At 43.3% G+C, this 18,101-nt stretch carries 9 protein-coding genes and 2 pseudogenes; 6 read left to right on the plus strand and 5 right to left on the minus strand.

Features of this window, described 5'->3' with window-relative positions:
* The first annotated feature begins 446 nt into the window (after positions 1–446).
* Positions 447–1,436 (plus strand): alpha/beta hydrolase, encoded by a 990-nt coding sequence (locus AAC006_RS17280; RefSeq protein WP_126872086.1) that lies wholly within the window; start codon positions 447–449, stop codon positions 1,434–1,436.
* Between the two features lie 91 nt (positions 1,437–1,527).
* Here AAC006_RS17280 and AAC006_RS17285 read toward each other — a convergent pair whose 3' ends face one another.
* Positions 1,528–2,322 carry a hypothetical protein gene (locus AAC006_RS17285; protein WP_232363144.1) on the minus strand — a complete coding sequence of 265 codons (795 nt, stop codon included), beginning with the start codon at positions 2,320–2,322 and terminating at the stop codon, positions 1,528–1,530.
* A 600-nt stretch (positions 2,323–2,922) separates the two neighbouring features.
* Between AAC006_RS17285 and AAC006_RS17290 the strand changes: the two are divergent.
* Positions 2,923–5,879 (plus strand): annotated as a pseudogene (locus tag AAC006_RS17290) (TonB-dependent receptor).
* A gap of 268 nt (positions 5,880–6,147) precedes the next feature.
* On the opposite strand, the gene eno reads toward AAC006_RS17290, so the two are convergent.
* The 3 genes from eno to mutS all read right to left on the minus strand — a co-directional run bounded on the left by eno (position 6,148) and on the right by mutS (position 11,944).
* Positions 6,148–7,440, minus strand: a complete 1,293-nt coding sequence (eno, locus tag AAC006_RS17295; protein WP_013785244.1) for a phosphopyruvate hydratase — start codon at positions 7,438–7,440, stop codon at positions 6,148–6,150.
* Between the two features lie 60 nt (positions 7,441–7,500).
* Positions 7,501–9,132 carry a CTP synthase gene (locus AAC006_RS17300; RefSeq protein WP_126872051.1) on the minus strand — a complete coding sequence of 544 codons (1,632 nt, stop codon included), beginning with the start codon at positions 9,130–9,132 and terminating at the stop codon, positions 7,501–7,503.
* Positions 9,133–9,310: 178 nt separating this feature from the next.
* Complete coding sequence (mutS, locus tag AAC006_RS17305) at positions 9,311–11,944, minus strand: DNA mismatch repair protein MutS (RefSeq protein WP_339349975.1); 2,634 nt, start codon at positions 11,942–11,944, stop codon at positions 9,311–9,313.
* A gap of 304 nt (positions 11,945–12,248) precedes the next feature.
* Here mutS and AAC006_RS17310 point away from each other — a divergent pair, with 304 nt between their 5' ends.
* The 4 genes and pseudogenes from AAC006_RS17310 (at position 12,249) to AAC006_RS17325 (ending at position 16,290) form a co-directional block, all read left to right on the plus strand.
* Complete coding sequence (locus tag AAC006_RS17310) at positions 12,249–12,737, plus strand: CinA family protein (RefSeq protein WP_126872050.1); 489 nt, start codon at positions 12,249–12,251, stop codon at positions 12,735–12,737.
* 263 nt (positions 12,738–13,000) lie between these two features.
* Positions 13,001–13,495: pseudogene (locus tag AAC006_RS17315) on the plus strand (ATPase domain-containing protein); the annotation flags it as partial.
* A gap of 163 nt (positions 13,496–13,658) precedes the next feature.
* Positions 13,659–14,690, plus strand: a complete 1,032-nt coding sequence (recA, locus tag AAC006_RS17320; RefSeq protein WP_339892024.1) for a recombinase RecA — start codon at positions 13,659–13,661, stop codon at positions 14,688–14,690.
* Between the two features lie 832 nt (positions 14,691–15,522).
* Positions 15,523–16,290, plus strand: a complete 768-nt coding sequence (locus tag AAC006_RS17325; protein ID WP_339892020.1) for a glycosyltransferase family 2 protein — start codon at positions 15,523–15,525, stop codon at positions 16,288–16,290.
* Positions 16,291–16,400: 110 nt separating this feature from the next.
* On the opposite strand, the gene AAC006_RS17330 is transcribed toward AAC006_RS17325, so the two are convergent.
* Positions 16,401–17,909 carry an ISNCY family transposase gene (locus AAC006_RS17330; protein WP_339892022.1) on the minus strand — a complete coding sequence of 503 codons (1,509 nt, stop codon included), beginning with the start codon at positions 17,907–17,909 and terminating at the stop codon, positions 16,401–16,403.
* Positions 17,910–18,101: the final 192 nt, after the last annotated feature.

The raw sequence follows: 18,101 nt of genomic DNA on the forward strand, positions 1-18,101 counted from the left end.
GTAATTAATCGCTGGTCGCAATCTACCCGTGCAGTCTTGCTGCCATAAGGAGTAGAGTTAGAAGAAAGCGATTGCGCATCATTTGCGTATTTTCTTTGCCGACCAGTTGATAGCGACAATGTACCGATCCACGCCTTTAAGGTCAACCTTTGATTCTAATAATGCGTATAAATTTTGGTTATAAATAATGGTTTTTTGAAAATAGGGTTTTTATCCTACTTTTTGTTGTAATTTAACACTTTCATTTCACCTGCTTTGAATCCAGTGGGTAAAAAGCGGGTCGTTAGGATGTATATACTAATTTCATCAAATTGGTGAAGCGCTGGTATTGCCTATTCAATTAGCCAAATTGCGATGGAACAGCGAAATTTGCTGCTTAATCAAGGCGTATTGTTTTAGTGATTTTGATAGGGTAAATCACTTACTATCTTCTTGAGAGCAAAATGATGAAGCGCGCTATTTTTTCTTTAGGTTATTCGTTTCTTATCTTCACGTTTTCAACCATTGTTTTTGCAAAACCCTTTTCGAAAAATCTAACCGACTTCGAGTATCCCTTTGATGTTCACACTTTGACATTTGAATCTCAAGGGCGGGGATTGAACATGGCATACATGTATTTGCCGGCAGAAGAAGGGCAACCAACAGTACTGTTGTTGCATGGTAAGAACTTTGCCAGTAGTTATTGGGAAACGACAGCTAATTGGCTACACAATCAAGGATATGGGGTGGTTATTCCTGACCAAATTGGCTTTGGCAAATCAGATAAGCCGGTTAATTATCAATACAGCTTTGCAGCATTAGCGAATAATACCAAAGATTTGCTCACCTCTTTGAATCTAGACGATGTGATTGTGACAGGTCATTCAATGGGCGGCATGGTGGCATCGCGATTTGCACTGCTTTTCCCTGAAATGACGAGCAAATTGATATTAATCAACCCTATAGGGTTAGAGAATTATCTGCATTATGTTGAGTACAAAGATGTGGAATTTTTCTATCAAAATGAACTGAAAAAAACGCCTGAAGATATCGTTAATTATCAAAAGAAAAACTATTACGATGGTGATTGGAATAGTACCTATGCGGAACATGCTAGTTTTCTAACAGGGTGGATTGAAGGTGATGATTGGCCTCAGCTAGCCAAAGTGAGTGCGTTAACCTACGACATGATATTTACTCAACCGGTTATCGAAGAATTCGATAATTTACAAATACCTGTCACCTTAATTTTAGGTACACGGGATAGAACCGGACCTGGGCGAGGTTGGAAAAAAGAGGGCGTTACGCGAGAGTTAGGTCGTTACGATAAACTTGGCGCTGAAGTTAAAGCCCGCAACACTGCCATAACGGTGAAAGAGCTTGACGGTTTGGGGCACTTACCACACGTTGAAGCCTTTTCTCGCTTTATAAAGCGCTACGAAGAAGCGTTGGATTAAATACCGACACTGTGCAGGGAAGTATGTATCAAGGTAATCATTGCGTTGTTGTTAAAGCCTGCCATAGGTGTGCCTTAAATAAGAACTCGGCTTAACCTTTCAGGGTGAAATTTTTCCAGTTTATGTGAGTAGACAGACGCATTTCTCGCAATGAAAGTGCTCGAGGTGCTCCCTTCGATTTATGTCGCCACATATGTCCGCTGCACGCAGATGCCATAATTGCCGTCGTAGGTTTTAGAAGTTGCCGTTTTAATACCGCATTTGCGTCGGTGAAGCAGGGAGTGTCTTTTTCTGGGGTGTACTGATTGGTTTCAATCTCACTATGCGCCACCTCGCCGTCAAGAGAAAACCATCCGTGTTTATTAGTATGAAGCGTGTTTGTGGTGCGGTTCACGCTATCTATTGAGTCGAGCTCTATATGCATACCTTCTAGCGTAGTGATGCATATCGGTACAACCAAACCGTAATCTGCATATTGCCTATACCACTGATATTTTTTATCAATAGATTGGGTGATCCCAGGGCACTTTCCAGGTTGCTTGATAAACCAACTTCCATTGTGGGGATCGATGTCTAGCGGTGAGTTATTGTCAATGAGGTATCGCGCCACACTTCGAATATGGTGGGGCAGGCCGGCTAATCGGCGACGCAGTATCGACACATTGGCTGGGCCCTTATGCGCGATAAGCAAAAGCTCTCTTTCGTATAACGCAGTACAAATTTCAGTGAACTGTGGTTGTGCACCACCTAACTCGCCTGAATTGCTAAAAAAGCCTGATTGTGTGGAAGACGTATGTCCGTCGGATGCCATAATACTGGTAAGACAATAAAAAAGACGCAATAAACCTACGTTAGCAGGATTTAGGCTGGGTATCCAGAAACCCAATGCTACCAACTAATAAATATAAGTCACAGTTTGGCAGCAGGAGAATTATAGGCTGCGTGACTGAATTAACAGCCTTGAAACGCTAACTAGTTTTTCTGTAATGAATGCCCACAAATGAAAGTATCTATCCCGCCAGCGTACGGCAACAATAGCCATTAACATTTTACATTACCAATCTAGTCGCATCGAATATATTTATATAAGCAATTAGTATTACCGCTTTCGAATTGGTCTTCATTTGACGAATCAATACTAAAGAATAATTATTTAATTTATCTCACGTTTTTTACCTAAAAAATAAACTCAAATTGCAATCATTTATAGCTAACCATCTGATAACTATAAATTAGTATCTGATTTGGATAGTGGGTACTTTTATTGGTTAGTTGTTGTGTTGTTAATTGGCATTACAATTGATGTTAATGAATCTGTATTTTTGAGTGATCAAAGGTTGACCATTGTATGTTTTTCGTCTAGCTTTGTAATCATCTTGTAAATGAAGTGTATCTTTAATAGTGCAGGATGTAACCACACATAACTTAGCAACGCTGTTTTGAAAGCCTAAAAGCTCGGTTCAAAACACTGCAAGAGGAAACACACATGGGACACAAATTATCTAAAATTACCTTAGCGATGTTATCTGCAACATCGTTGAGTTTTGCCACTCTACCCTTGCTCAAGACGCTCAACAAGAAGCTGAAAAAGACGTAGAAGTTATACAGGTTTCTGGTATTCGCGCCTCGCTTGCCAGTGCACTAAACGAAAAACGTTTTACAAACAATTTAGTAGAAGTCATTGAAGCTGAAGACATTGGTAAATTGCCTGACCAAAACTTAGCGGAAGTGTTAGAAAACATCACGGGTATACAAATTACGCGTGAAGCGGGTGTTGGGACAGGGGTTCAGATTCGTGGTACCGACGCTAACCGAACAGAAATTAACGGCGTATCTACAGTGGGTTCAGGCGCAGGCCGAAGCGGTATCGATTTTGAAGATGTGTCAGCAGCAATTATTGCCGGTTTGGAAGTTACCAAGTCACCAGATGCGAAAACAATTGAAGGTTCTGTTGGTGGTACCATCAACCTTAAAACAATTCGTCCTCTTCAATTAACTGAGAGATTGACGTCGATTCGTATTCAAGGTGAAAACAGCAGCTTGTCTACAGACAGTGGTTTCCAACCTCGTCTTTCAGCGACGTTCGGTGATAACTGGGAAAACGACCACGGTAAATTCGGTGTGGTAGTGAGTGGTAGTTATTCGGAGCAAGATGTATCGGCGTTCAGACCACGTGCTGACCGAGATAACTTAATTGCATCAGATAGCGGCGTGGCCAGTGCGCAATCCTTCGACTTCCTACCCATTCAGTTTTTCGTACAAGATTATGATAACTACGAATATGAAACGAAAAACTTTGTAGGTACCTTTGAATGGCAGCCAAACGACAACACTAAGTTTTTCTTCGATGCAATCATCAATGACCAAGAACGTTTGCAAGAAAGCTCACGTGTTCAAGCGTCAGGCGTAAGTGCACTTAACGATATTTCAGTACCCGATGCCTTCGAAACGATTAATTTCGGTTCTCTAGGTGGCACTGATTTAGGTTCAATGCAGGCTGCTCTTCGCGGTGTGATTCCAGTGAATCTTGATAACGATGACGACGATCCTAATCTTCGTTTGTCTACCGATACAAATTCTCGTATTACAGAGAGCCAAATCTTTAGATTAGGTGGTGAGTGGCAAGGCGAGAAATGGTTTGTAAGTGCTGAAGTTGCCTCTTCATCTTCAGATACTACCACTCCTAGCTTTAATACTACGCTTAACTTTATCAACCCCAATGCACCGCTAGATGCTGGTGGTGGTAACGACAACAGTGTTCCGTTTGAATATGACTTATCTGGCGGTTCACTAGCGTTCGGAATTGCTTCTGGTGCAGAATACGCACCAACAGTAGAACAGCTTTTAGACCCTGCTAACGTTGTTTTACGTGATGTGAATATAGGTAGAGATACCACTGAAAACTCAGAAGATGCGATCCGTTTTGATTTTTCTTATTACGTAGACTCGATGATCACGTCAGTCGACTTTGGTTATCGCTACAATAAATCAGCGAGCACCCGTGACGATGTTAACACCAGTGTTGGTTTAAGAAGTATGGAAGACAGTCCTCGAGGTGATTTATTCTCTGAATTACTAGTCGCTGGGCCTAATAACTTCAACGATGCGGATGGTCGCGAACTTTACGTTAGAGATTTCTTAATCATTAACCCTGAATTAGTGGCTTCAGATCCAGATGGCGTATGAGCTACACTACAACAAGCTATGGACGCACACGGTTCGACGGCTACATTGAATGCGCCAACATCAAGTTCATCAGGTTTCTTCGACATCGAAGAAGAAACACATGCACTTTATGCGCAAGCAAACTTTGAATATGAGATGTTCCGCGGTAATTTTGGTTTGCGTTATTTGCAGACAGACGTTACCTCTGTAGGTAACTCAATTACTGTTGACGGTGATGGAAACGAATTGGTATCGCAAGTAACTAATACCGGTGATTATGATTTCATTCTACCTCGATTAAATATTGTTGCTGATGTGGCTGATGATGTTGTCCTTCGCTTCGGTGCCGGTAAAGATATACGCCGACCTGACTTCGACGACTTATCTACTTCAGTAACATTTAGCACAAGCCCTAACCCAAATGTAGCTATCGGTAACCCTGGTTTAGAGCCTGAAGAAGTAACCTCTTTCGACTTAGCGGCAGAATGGTACTTTGCTGAAGCGAGCGTGTTAAGTGTTGGTATATTCCATAAAACACGTAAAGCGCTTCATGTTGACCAGATTGTAAGTGCATTTGAAGATCCAGTAACAGGTTATCGTGATCTTACCGACCCTTGTGAAGGTGGCGGTGTGTTTAACCCAATTGCTGATATCAACGTTTTTGGACCTGAACTAGGCACAGGTATTTGTGTAGGTACAGAAACTAAGATTAACGACGCTGGCGAAACCACGCAAAAAGGTATCGAAATTGCGGTTCAATATGACCTTTCAGGTTTTGAAAAAGAACTAGGTTGGGCTTCAGGTTTCGGTGTACTTGCTAACTACACGATTCAAGAGTTCGATGGTGGTGATTCAGAGAATACAGCCACTAGTCGTGCGGCAAATGTATTTGCAGCTTCTACGGGTATCGATGATATTGAAGTGTCAGCAGTTCAAGGCTTACTAAACTTATCTGAAAATGCCTATAACTTTACCTTGTACTACGAGAAGTTTGGTTTGTCAGCCCGTATGCGTTACACATGGCGTGAAGCGTACCGCTCGGACGACTTCGGAAGCACATCTAGTTTCCCTTGGGGTTTCCCAGTAGTTCAGGAAGACCGTGGTCAGCTTAACGCTAGCATCAACTACGACGTGAACGAAGACTTGAACATAGGTATTGAGGCGGTAAACATTACTGAATCAGAAGTTGAGCAGTCTTGTATTAATGAAGGTGCACTGTTGTGCTTCCAAGGTCTTACCGACCGCCGAGTGACTTTAGGTGCTAACTACCGCTTCTAAATAGCGTGTAGCTTCGCTAACAACACTAAAATTGAAATACCCCAGCACGAGCTGGGGTATTTTTTTGTCTTAAATTAAGCTCGCTAGTCCTTAATTATTGTCATCTTTTTTGAAAGGGACGTTATTGAAGGAGCATTATTGAAAGGGTGTTAGGAAAAGGCTTCAAGCAGACACAAAAAAGCTGCGTTAAGAGACCATAAAATATGGGCCTTAACACAGCTTTCAATTAGATAAGTAATAAGCGCTTATTTAATATAAGCGCGTGCTATTACTGACCTTTAATTTCAGAGCGACCTTTATAAGTTGCAGCATCACCTAACGCTTCTTCAATGCGAAGAAGTTGGTTGTACTTAGCAACGCGGTCTGAACGACATAGTGAACCAGTTTTGATTTGGCCAGCTGCAGTACCTACGGCTAAATCAGCAATAGTGGCGTCTTCTGTTTCGCCTGAACGGTGAGAGATAACAGCCGTGAAGCCTGCATCTTTCGCCATCTTAATTGCGTTCAAGGTTTCAGTTAGTGAACCAATTTGGTTGAACTTGATAAGGATTGAGTTACCAATACCGTTATCAATACCACGCTTAAGAATCTTGGTGTTAGTTACAAACAAATCGTCGCCAACAAGTTGTACTTTTTCGCCAATTTTATTGGTCAAACTTGCCCAACCGTCCCAATCACTCTCGTCTAGACCATCTTCAATAGACACAATAGGGTACTTGTCAGAAAGGTCAGCTAGGTAATCACCAAAGGCTTCAGAATCGAAGCTCTTGTCTTCACCAGACAATACGTATTGACCATCTTTGTAGAATTCAGATGCCGCACAATCGAGTGCTAGCGTAATATCTTCATTCATTTTGTAGCCAGCGTTTTCTACTGCTTCAACGATAACCGCTAGCGCTTCAGCGTTAGAGCTAAGGTTTGGTGCGAAACCACCTTCGTCACCAACAGCCGTATTTAGGCCTTTAGCAGAAAGTACTTTCTTCAGTGAATGGAAAATTTCAGCACCCATGCGAAGGGCTTCTTTGAAGCTCTTTGCGCCTACTGGCTGTACCATGAATTCTTGAATGTCTACGTTGTTGTCAGCGTGCTCACCACCATTGATGATATTCATCATAGGTACTGGCATCGAGTATTGACCAGGAGTGCCGTTAAGATCTGCAATGTGCTCGTAAAGGGCAACGCCTTTCTCTAAGGCCGCTGCTTTAGCTACTGCTAGCGATACCGCTAGAATGGCATTTGCACCATGAGTTTCTTTATTTTCTGTGCCGTCTAGGTCAATCATGATAGCGTCAATATCAGCTTGTGCTAGTGCGTCTTTACCTAAAAGCGCAGGGGCAATTTCATCGTTAATAGCGGCTACGGCTTTCATTACGCCTTTACCTAAATAACGAGACTTGTCACCGTCACGAAGTTCTAATGCTTCGCGGCTACCTGTTGAAGCACCAGATGGAGCAGCAGCGCGGCCCATAACGCCTGATTCTAAGTACACATCGGCTTCAACGGTAGGATTACCGCGTGAGTCCAAAATTTCGCGACCAATAATGCGACTAATTTTCGCCATGTTTTTTCCTTAACAATTGTTTGGGAACACAAACGGGAGCAAGTGTTCCCTTATTAGAAATTAATGATTCTCTTTTTGATACTGTCCAGCAGCAGCGACAAACCCTTTAAATAATGGGTGTCCATCACGAGGGGTTGACGTAAATTCAGGGTGGAATTGACCCGCGATAAACCAAGGATGGTCAGGTATTTCGATAACTTCTACAAGTCGTTTATCAGTGGACAAACCACTTACCTTTAACCCTGCGGCTTCAATTTGTTCACGAAGGTTGTTGTTAACTTCGTAACGATGACGGTGGCGCTCGTAAATTTCAGCACTGCCATACATTTCATGCACCTTAGTGCCCTCAATTAAGTGGCAAAGCTGACTGCCTAAGCGCATAGTGCCGCCGAGGTCTGAGTTTTCACTACGTATTTCTGTGGTACCTGCTTCATCAAGCCATTCTGTAATTAAACCAACAACCGGATACGGTGTCTCTGGATCAAATTCAGAGCTATTGGCATCTTCCATACCGGCTACATTACGCGCAAACTCGATAAGGGCTACTTGCATACCAAGACAAATACCTAAGTAAGGCACTTTGTTTTCACGGGCATAGCGTGCAGTGGCAATTTTGCCTTCGATACCGCGCTCACCAAAACCACCAGGCACTAATATAGCATCTAGTTTTTCTAAAATTTGTGCGCCTTTACTTTCAACGTCTTGAGAGTCGATATAGTGGATATTTACGGTTAAACGGTTCTTCAACCCAGCATGTTTAAGCGCTTCATTAACTGACTTATAAGCATCTGGCAATTCAACGTATTTACCAATCATACCGATGTTAACTTCAGCAGTAGGGTTAGACTCTGCATAAAGCACTTGTTCCCATTCAGATAGGTCGGCTTCTTTACAGTCTAAACCAAAGCGGTCTACCACAAGTTGATCCATACCTTGCGCTTTAAGGGCAGCTGGAATGCGGTAGATGCTGTCTACATCTTTAAGCGAAATTACCGATTTATCGTTTACGTTAGTAAATAACGCAATTTTAGAACGCTCGGTAGAAGGAAGCGCGCCTACAGAGCGGCACACTAGAATATCTGGTTGTATACCAATAGAACGGAGTTCTTTCACCGAATGCTGTGTTGGTTTCGTTTTTACTTCGCCTGAAGCTGGCATATAAGGCACTAAGGTTAAGTGCATGTACATCGCTTTTTCGCGGCCTAGTTCGGTGCCTAGTTGACGAATTGCTTCTAAGAAAGGTTGTGATTCGATGTCACCTACCGTTCCACCAATTTCAACAATAGCCACATCGTGGCCTTCAGCGCCTTCAACCACACGGCGCTTAATTTCGTTGGTAATGTGTGGAATAACCTGAATAGTGGCGCCTAAGTAGTCACCTCGACGTTCACGTTTTAGTACTTCTTCGTATACCCGTCCGGTAGTGAAGTTGTTACGCTTGGTCATACGGGTGCGAATGAAACGCTCGTAGTGACCAAGGTCAAGATCGGTTTCTGCGCCATCATCGGTAACAAATACTTCGCCATGTTGAATAGGGCTCATGGTGCCTGGGTCGACATTAATATACGGGTCGAGTTTTAACATGGTGACGGTGAGCCCGCGAGCTTCAAGAATTGCGGCTAACGACGCAGCGGCAATACCTTTACCTAGCGATGAAACTACACCACCGGTGACGAAAATATAATTTGTCATGCGAAACCTAGAACGTTGAGTTGTATTGGGTAAATATGAGTGTAGTTTAGGAACTAAACTACCCATACTTTGGACGGGTTAATAGTATACGCAAGTTAGTGTGAGCAAACAATCTGTTTGCCCACACAATCGCTTCTTTTACCTATTTGAGCGTGGCTTTCGCCGCAAGCGCTGTTTTTTATGACTGACTTAAACGCTTGAGCGTGTAAATAAGGTCTAGTGCTTGGCGTGGTGAAAGTTCATCTGGGGATAAATTTTCCAACGCTTCTACAACCGGATGGGGTTTATCTGGGAACAACAGTTGTGACTGAGATTGTAAGGAACCATGCGCCGTTGACGCTGCTTTTTTGTTGGCGCGTCTATCGTGCTGCTTGCCAGTTTCATCCCCAATGTTAGATGATTTATCAGTTTTAATATCAGCACTGGATTCAGTTTCAGAAATAAGATGCGCGTTTTCCAAAATAGCGAGTTTTTGCTGCGCCGCTTTAATAACCGGCTTAGGTACACCTGCAAGTTGTGCAACCTGTAAACCAAAGCTTTTACTCGCCGCGCCATTTTGTACGCTATGCATAAACCGGATGGTGTCGTCGTGCTCTACCGCATCCAAATGTACATTAACTACACTTTTCTCGGTATCAGGTAACTCGGTAAGCTCAAAATAGTGAGTCGCAAATAAGGTGTAAGCATTCAGCTTTTGGGCGAGGTAGCTGGCGCACGCCCATGCGAGAGATAAGCCATCGTAAGTACTGGTGCCGCGGCCAATCTCATCCATTAAAACTAACGAATGCTCGGTGGCATTGTGCAGAATGTTGGCGGTTTCCGTCATCTCTACCATGAAGGTTGAGCGACCAGATGCTAAATCGTCAGAAGCGCCAATACGAGTAAATATTCTATCAATTTTACCAATATGGGCGTTTTGTGCGGGCACATAGCTGCCAATATACGCTAATAGTGCAATTAACGCGGTTTGGCGCATGTAGGTTGATTTACCGCCCATGTTAGGGCCGGTAATAATAAGCATGCGCTGGCTATCGTTGAGTGTTAATGGGTTAGCAATGAACGGGTCTTTCATAACCTGTTCCACCACAGGATGCCGACCTTCTTCGTAGGTCAGCGCGCTTTCCATACTTAACCTTGGGCGATACCAATCCAGACTTAACGCGCGCTCGGCAAAACAGCATAATACGTCGAGTTTAGCCAGTGCTGCGGCCGTTTCAATTAGCGCATTTAGGCTTGGCGCGACTTCATCGAAAAGTGCTTCATAAAGCTGTTTTTCGAGGGCTAGCGCACGACCTTGACTGGTAAGTACTTTATCTTCGTGCTCTTTAAGCTCTGGGGTGATAAAGCGTTCAGTATTCTTAAGCGTTTGCCTGCGAATATATTCGGCGGGCGCTTTGTCGCTATTGGCACGACTAATCTCGATAAAGAAACCATGAACCCGGTTGTAGCCTACTTTTAGGGTTGAAATGCCTGTGCGTTCACGTTCGCGTTGCTCCATGGCGTCAAGATAATCAGTAGCACCTTGAGACAATTTTCGAAGCTCATCTAATTCGCTATTAAAGCCTTCAGCAATAACCCCGCCATCGCGAATAACCACAGGCGGGTTATCGATAATCGCGTTATTTAATAAAGCTTGTAGCTCTGGGTAAGTACTGACGGCCTGTTTTAATTCATTTAGCTGTGCAACGTTATACGCCCCCAACGCTTCTTGAAGGTCGGGCAGGGTATTCAACGCGTTTTTAAGTCTAGCGAAATCCCTGGGCCTTGCTGAACGTAATGCCAAACGTGCCATTATGCGTTCAATATCGCCAATCGTTTTTAAATGACCGCGAATAGCATCTGGCTCATTGTCGATAAGTGCTTCAATGGCATCTTGACGGTTATGTAATTCGTGTTGATCGGTAATAGGCGAGTGAATATAGCGTTGTAGTAACCGGCTACCCATGGCGGTAGTGGTCGTATCCATCACGCTAAACAGGGTATTTTCAATGCCGCCGGCTAAATTGTGGGTAAGCTCTAGATTTCTGCGGGTAGCTGCATCTAATTGTACGCGGCTGTCTTGCTGTTCTTTTTGAATACGGCGAATATGGGGAAGGGCTGTACGCTGGGTATCTTTCACATATTGAAGCACACAACCGGCGGCGCCAATGCCTTTGGTTAAATCTGATACCCCAAACCCCGCCAGTTCTTTCGTTTGAAACTGAGCGGTTAATTGTTCGGTGGCGGTATCGATATCGAATTCCCACTCGGGCCGCCGACGCAAGCCTTTACGCTGTTCAATCAAGGGTAAGCTTTCAAAGCCTTCAGGATAGAGTAGTTCAGCAGGATTAATTCGTTGTAGTTCACCTAACAAGGCATCGTCGGTGTCGCACTCGACTACTACAAACCGGCCACTGGTGACATCTAATGTAGCCACGCCGTAATGCATACTGTGACCGCAAACTGCCGCTAGTACATTATCGCGGCGTTCTTCTAATAAGGCTTCATCGGTAACCGTACCTGGGGTAACAATGCGCTGAACTTGGCGCTCAACTGGGCCTTTGCTTGTAGCTGGGTCGCCAACTTGTTCGCAAATCGCCACTGACTCGCCCATTTTCACCAACCGGGCTAAATAGCTTTCAACCGCGTGGTAAGGAACGCCAGCCATAGGAATAGGATCGCCACCGGATTTGCCCCGTGCGGTTAATGATATATCAAGCAGTTCTGCGGCTTTCTTGGCATCATCGAAAAACAACTCGTAAAAGTCGCCCATACGGTAAAACATAAGAATGTTAGGGTGCTGCGCCTTTATCGTTAAATACTGGCGCATCATAGGAGTGTGTGATTCCAAAAAATGCCTCGTGCTTTTTATTGCTGCTACTTGCGATAACTCAATTTGTTATATTAACAGAAGAATTATTAACAGAAGAGTGATTAAAAGAGCAGGAGTGCTAAAATAATCACTTTTCGTATTTGCTGTGTATTATTGATACGAGTATGGAATTTTCAACCATTTCCTGAACTCATTAGTTAAATGATAGCTCTCACCAATAAGTACATCGGCACAGCCTAATGCTTCAAATTAATGCTTTAACGGCCGAAGCTGATAATAGCGCTGATAGCGATAAAGGACATTCATGGTATCTGACAATATAACAGAGATGGTGACGGCGCTGGGTAATGCGCTTCGCCGTAAAGGCTGGACGGTTTCAAGCGCAGAGTCTTGCACCGGGGGCGGCGTTGCGTTCGCCTTTACCAGTATTGCTGGCAGTTCGGATTGGTTTAATCAAAGTTGGGTGACGTATTCAAACGACGCAAAAATACGTGAATTAGCTGTAAAGCCAGAAACTCTAAATGCACATGGCGCGGTGTCAATGCAGACCGTTGAAGAGATGGCGGCGGGCGTTAAGCACAAGAGCGACGCGAATGTCGTGGTAACCGTAAGCGGTATTGCAGGCCCAGGTGGCGGCAGCGAAGAAAAGCCTGTGGGTACTGTTTGGTTTGGGTTTATCTGTGGTGCTAAGTCAGAAACGATTAAGCAGGTTTTTGCTGGAGACCGAGAGACTGTTCGTCTGCATGCAATAGAATTTGCGATTACCCATCTATTGGCGATGTTGGCTGATTGAACAGACGGTCATCTAAGATGCTGCCAATAAGAACCCATTAAGCAAAATAAAATGAAAACTCAGGTTGAAACTGTATGCTTGTACAGTATAGAATGCACGCAACACTTGGTAAGGTGTCGGTAAGCAAATGTTGATGCAATGAATGCTAGCTGTATAGATGAATAATACTGTTAGTAAAGATAGCTAGTATAAATAGCAAAGGCAGCTTCAACAAAGACATCACCAACTAAAGAATTTAACCGCTAATCCTAGAGGATATTGACGTGGACAGTAATAGATCTAAAGCTTTAAGTGCCGCACTTGGGCAAATTGAAAAGCAGTTCGGTAAAGGCGCTATTATGCGTTTAGGCGACAACCAAGCGATGGACATTGAGGCTATCTCTACTGGTTCACTCACCATTGATATCGCTTTGGGCATAGGCGGTTTGCCATGTGGTCGTGTGGTAGAAATTTACGGACCTGAAGCCTCGGGTAAAACGACACTTACCTTGCAGGTAATTGCAGAGGCTCAAAAGAATGGTAAAACCTGTGCCTTCGTAGATGCTGAGCACGCACTTGATCCAATTTACGCGTCGAAGCTAGGTGTAAACATCGATGAGCTTTTAGTTTCTCAGCCTGATACGGGTGAACAAGCGCTTGAAATTTGTGACATGCTGGTTCGTTCTGGCGGTGTTGATGTCGTTATTGTTGACTCGGTTGCTGCCCTTACGCCAAAAGCGGAAATTGAAGGCGACATGGGTGACTCACACGTTGGTTTGCATTTTGGCCCTTTACCCATAGCTGCGTAAAATGTGTCACATAGAAATGAGAGTGTCACATACACAATGAGAATTAAAATATAAGATAAAAGAGCTTCATTTTATATTTTAGTTTTTAATTAATTACTTGTATCAGTGCAAGAAATGAAGGCCTACTACGATGATAGATCAAAACAGAAGTAAAGCTCTAGATGCAGCCTTATCCCAAATTGAGAAGCAATTTGGTAAAGGCTCAATAATGAAGCTTGGTGAGAACAAAACAATGGATGTCGAAACTATATCGACAGGCTCATTAGGACTGGATATAGCATTAGGCGCTGGAGGCTTACCGTTAGGCAGAATCGTCGAGATATACGGACCAGAATCATCTGGTAAAACTACGCTCACTCTTGAAGTTATTGCGGAAGCCCAACGTCAAGGAAAGACATGTGCATTCGTCGATGCTGAACATGCATTAGATCCGATCTATGCGGAAAAACTTGGGGTTAATATTGATGAACTCCTCGTTTCACAGCCAGACACAGGTGAACAAGCTTTAGAAATTTGCGACATGTTAACTCGCTCTGGTGCTGTCGATGTTATTGTCGTTGATTCTGTTGCAGCGCTTACCCCGAAAGCAGAAATTGAAGGCGATATTGGAGACTCACATGTGGGTCTTGCCGCTCGAATGATGTCTCAAAGTATGCGAAAGATTACGGGTAATCTTAAAAGATCGAACACTATGATGATCTTTATTAACCAGATTCGCATGAAGATTGGTGTGATGTTTGGTAATCCAGAAACTACTACTGGCGGAAATGCCTTGAAGTTTTACGCTTCAGTTCGTTTGGATATTCGGCGTATAGGCGCTGTAAAGGAAGGCGATGAAGTCGTTGGTAATGAAACAAGAGTGAAGGTAGTAAAAAACAAAATAGCCCCTCCATTCAAGCAGGCTGAATTTATAATTAAATACGGAGAGGGAATTTCAAAGCAAGGCGAACTAATAGATTTGGGTGTAAAACACAAGCTAGTTGATAAAGCTGGGGCGTGGTACAGCTACAATGGTGATAGAATTGGGCAGGGTAAAAGTAACTGTATGAATTTCCTAAAAGAAAACCCTGAAATTTCAAACGAGATCGAAGCTAAACTCAGAGAGCTTCTACTACCTAAAAAAATTAAAGAAGAAGCAGAGCAAAATAGCGAAGATTCCAATTAAAACTATTCAAAAGATAGTGACTCTAAAACCGGGCGCGTAGTGTGTCCGGTTTACCTTTGAGAACTAATAATTGAATTGTGATAAGACCGAGAGTATGCCTAGAAATTCCTTAGTCTGAAGTCAAAGTGATTAAGTTGATCACATCCGCTGGCGCTCAGGATCTGAAATTTACTTCATAATATGCGGGTCAAAGTTAGTTAGTTATTTTAAAGCAGCTCAGGGCTAACAATGTGTGGTTCATAGATTCTTTAATCGACCAAAGCACAAGAGCTCCCAAAGAAATAGTCTCCAAATATCTAATCTTCATTATCTTTTAACCACTCTGATCCATAAGTAACGGATGAAAACACGACTAGAATTGGTTCGCAGAAAGGTGCAGGTACTAGCACAAAAAGCGAGTTGAGTTATTAGTGCAAGAAAAAATATCAAACCTGTATTACGGAAACTGCCAATAAGTTGAATCATTATTTTATGGATTAGTGTGATTACCAAGGGATACTGACGGTTTAAGTACCAAGCGATTTTGACGTAATTACATTATCAATGTTGCTCCGCTTCGGCAAGCTTTGCCAATCGCATCGCAGTCGTATTTATGTTTTCCCTCAACTAGATATTACATTCGTAGCAAGCTCGTTTATTCACTGGCATTTACGAGTATATCGCCGACTTTAGTCTTTCAAAATCTCACAGGAAATGCTATTTTCGCGTTGTTTTTGGCTACAGCAAAAGCAGTCAAAATATAATCTGACGGAACTTTCCATATTGGCGCTTTTCAAACGATTACGTAATGAACGCATAGGAATTATGCATAACAACACTCAGGGATTGAATCATGAAGAATACTCTTTCTGTCATTGTGATCACGAAGAACGAAGAAGATCGCATTTCTCGTTGTTTAAGCTCAGTAACGAGCATAGCCGATGAAATAATTGTTTTTGATAGCGGTAGCACTGACAAAACCGTTGAAATAGTAAAACAATTCACTGATAAAGTGTTTATTACGGATTGGCAAGGCTATGGAATCCAAAAGCAAAGAGCGCTGGATAAGGCTACATGCGACTGGGTTTTATCTATCGATGCAGATGAGGAAGTAGATTCGAAACTTGCTCAAGAAATAACAAGACTCCTAAATCAAGACTCTATTGAGCACAATGCTTATAAGATGAGATGGAAAAACTTCATCTTCGGTAAACCAACCCGGTTTGGTAGAACTGCGAGAGCGTGTACTCGCTTGTTTAGGAGGAATGGTTCCAGATTTGATGAGGCCATTGTTCATGAAAAGGTACTTTTCGAAGGTGAAACTGGTGTTATTGGCAAAGGCTTTTTAAATCACTATTCTATCCGAGACTTTGAGCACCTTCTGTATAAAAACCGACTATACGCAGTATTGATGGCTGAAAAAAAATTCGCCAAAGGCAAGAAGAGTCATGGTGTATCGTTAGCGGCTCTTAGGGGGCTCCTCACCTTCGTACAAATATACGTATTCAGACTTGGCTTTTTAGATGGCGGCAGAGGGCTTTTGTATGCTGTTATTTATGCACAATATACTTTTAACAAGTATGCAGGCTTGTGGTCTCTTGAGCAGCAGAATAAGCAATAGGTAATTGGATTGACTATGTATATTGGTGAGCCTTCTGACCATAATGAACAGTTACCTGAATGAGTGTCATTACCAAGATCTTTTAACGTAATCACACTCAGTTATTGTCACTATCCCGTAAGCTTTGCCAACCGTAACGCAGTGGTGTTCATGTTTTCCCTCAGCCAGATATTTCGAACGCCGCTAGCGTGTATGTCGACGTTTCTTTCAGACTTGAGCAGCCGTGACACCTTAGATTGTCCGAGGTGTGGGTTAGCCAGGGAGAATTCGATGACGACTTCTTCAATGGCTCTGTCAGTACGATTTTTGTGATGAAGATCTGGCGTTTCCTGACGTTTTAGCAACTCGATCCCACCTTGCTTTATCAGTTTACGATGGCGGTAAATAGTATCGCGGGAGACGCCGCTAAGGCGGGACGCTTCTGCCACATTTCCAAGCCTGTCAGCCAGTGCCAATACTTCAAGCTTCTTCTGGATCTCATTGTCTTCCGAGGACACTTTTTCAGGCTCTGTGACTTCGGTTACCTGTAGCTTTCGTCCGGCGAAGTAAGCATCGAACTGCTTATGTTTACCCATGCGGATTTCGATTTTCTGGTTTGCGATAGAGTGCTTTAGCGGTGAGTCGATGAAGTAGAGTTTTCCACCGTAGCTAAACGTATGGTCGTTGCGTATTTTCCGGTAGACCTTGGTGATGCAGATATCATCAAGATTGGCGTAGCGTGGTACAGGCGTATATTCAGTGTCTGATGTTCTTGATTTTACAACCAGGTTTTTACGCCAGAACTGGGGAATGAATACATGTTGGAGATAGCTATTTGCGCCCGTCATATCAGCAATATTGTTGAGTCGTAATTCCGGTATCAACCTGTCTTGCAGGGTATCGAAGGCACGTTCAATTCGGCCTTTACCCTGAGGAGAACTGGCGAAGATGATTTCAATCCCCAACTCCTCACAGGCCCGCTGCATCTGCGAGAAGTTACAGCGCTTAGGGCCACCAAAGATGCCTGCTCTATCAACATACAGGGTTTTAAATACACCGTATTTCTCAACGACTGAGCGCATGACTTTCATACATCCTTCAGTCGTTTCTGACGGAAAGAACTCAGCATGAATATCGCTGTTGGCATCATCAATCATGGCGATTAAACACGACTTCTTATCGCCGAACCAACGATGTGTACTGCCGTCCATTTGCAGCATTAACCCTGGCGCTTCCATTCGCTCTCTGCGTTTGTGAACACGGCTACGCCTGCGCTTCGCCCGTTTTACATGATGGATATCATGTGCCCATTTACGCAGTGTCTCGCGCTTAACAACAATATGTTCATGAGTCTCCAGCATCTCGGCAAGGTGCAACAGGTTCAGATCATAGTATTTCTCGCGGATTAGTGATTGAACTTGCTGCTTAAGCCTATCTGGAGTTTTATTAACTGGCTCGCTGCCCGAATTACCATGAACAACAAACTGTAGTCCTTGGCTTCGGTAACGCTGTAAATAACGTTCAACAGTACGTCTGGATTTATTGAGGAGCTTAGTGGCATTGGCTATCGTAATTTTACGCTCAGCCACTTTCGCGATGACATCAACTGTCAATTGAGCTTTGGAATTCAACACAATCATCCTTAGCGTTCCTCAAATGCACAAACAAAACATTCAAAGAACACGGTTAAAGATAACCGTCAATTTCCCTTGGTAATTAGCGACTACGACAGAATCGCGTGGTAATTAAAGTACGACAAAATCGCTTGGTGTTCACAGTTTTATCTGGATTGGTCATAACCTAACCTAACACTTTCAGTGATAGAGCGGAAC

Origin of the sequence: uncultured Alteromonas sp., assembly GCF_963976965.1 — a bacterium.
Lineage (GTDB): Bacteria > Pseudomonadota > Gammaproteobacteria > Enterobacterales > Alteromonadaceae > Alteromonas > Alteromonas naphthalenivorans.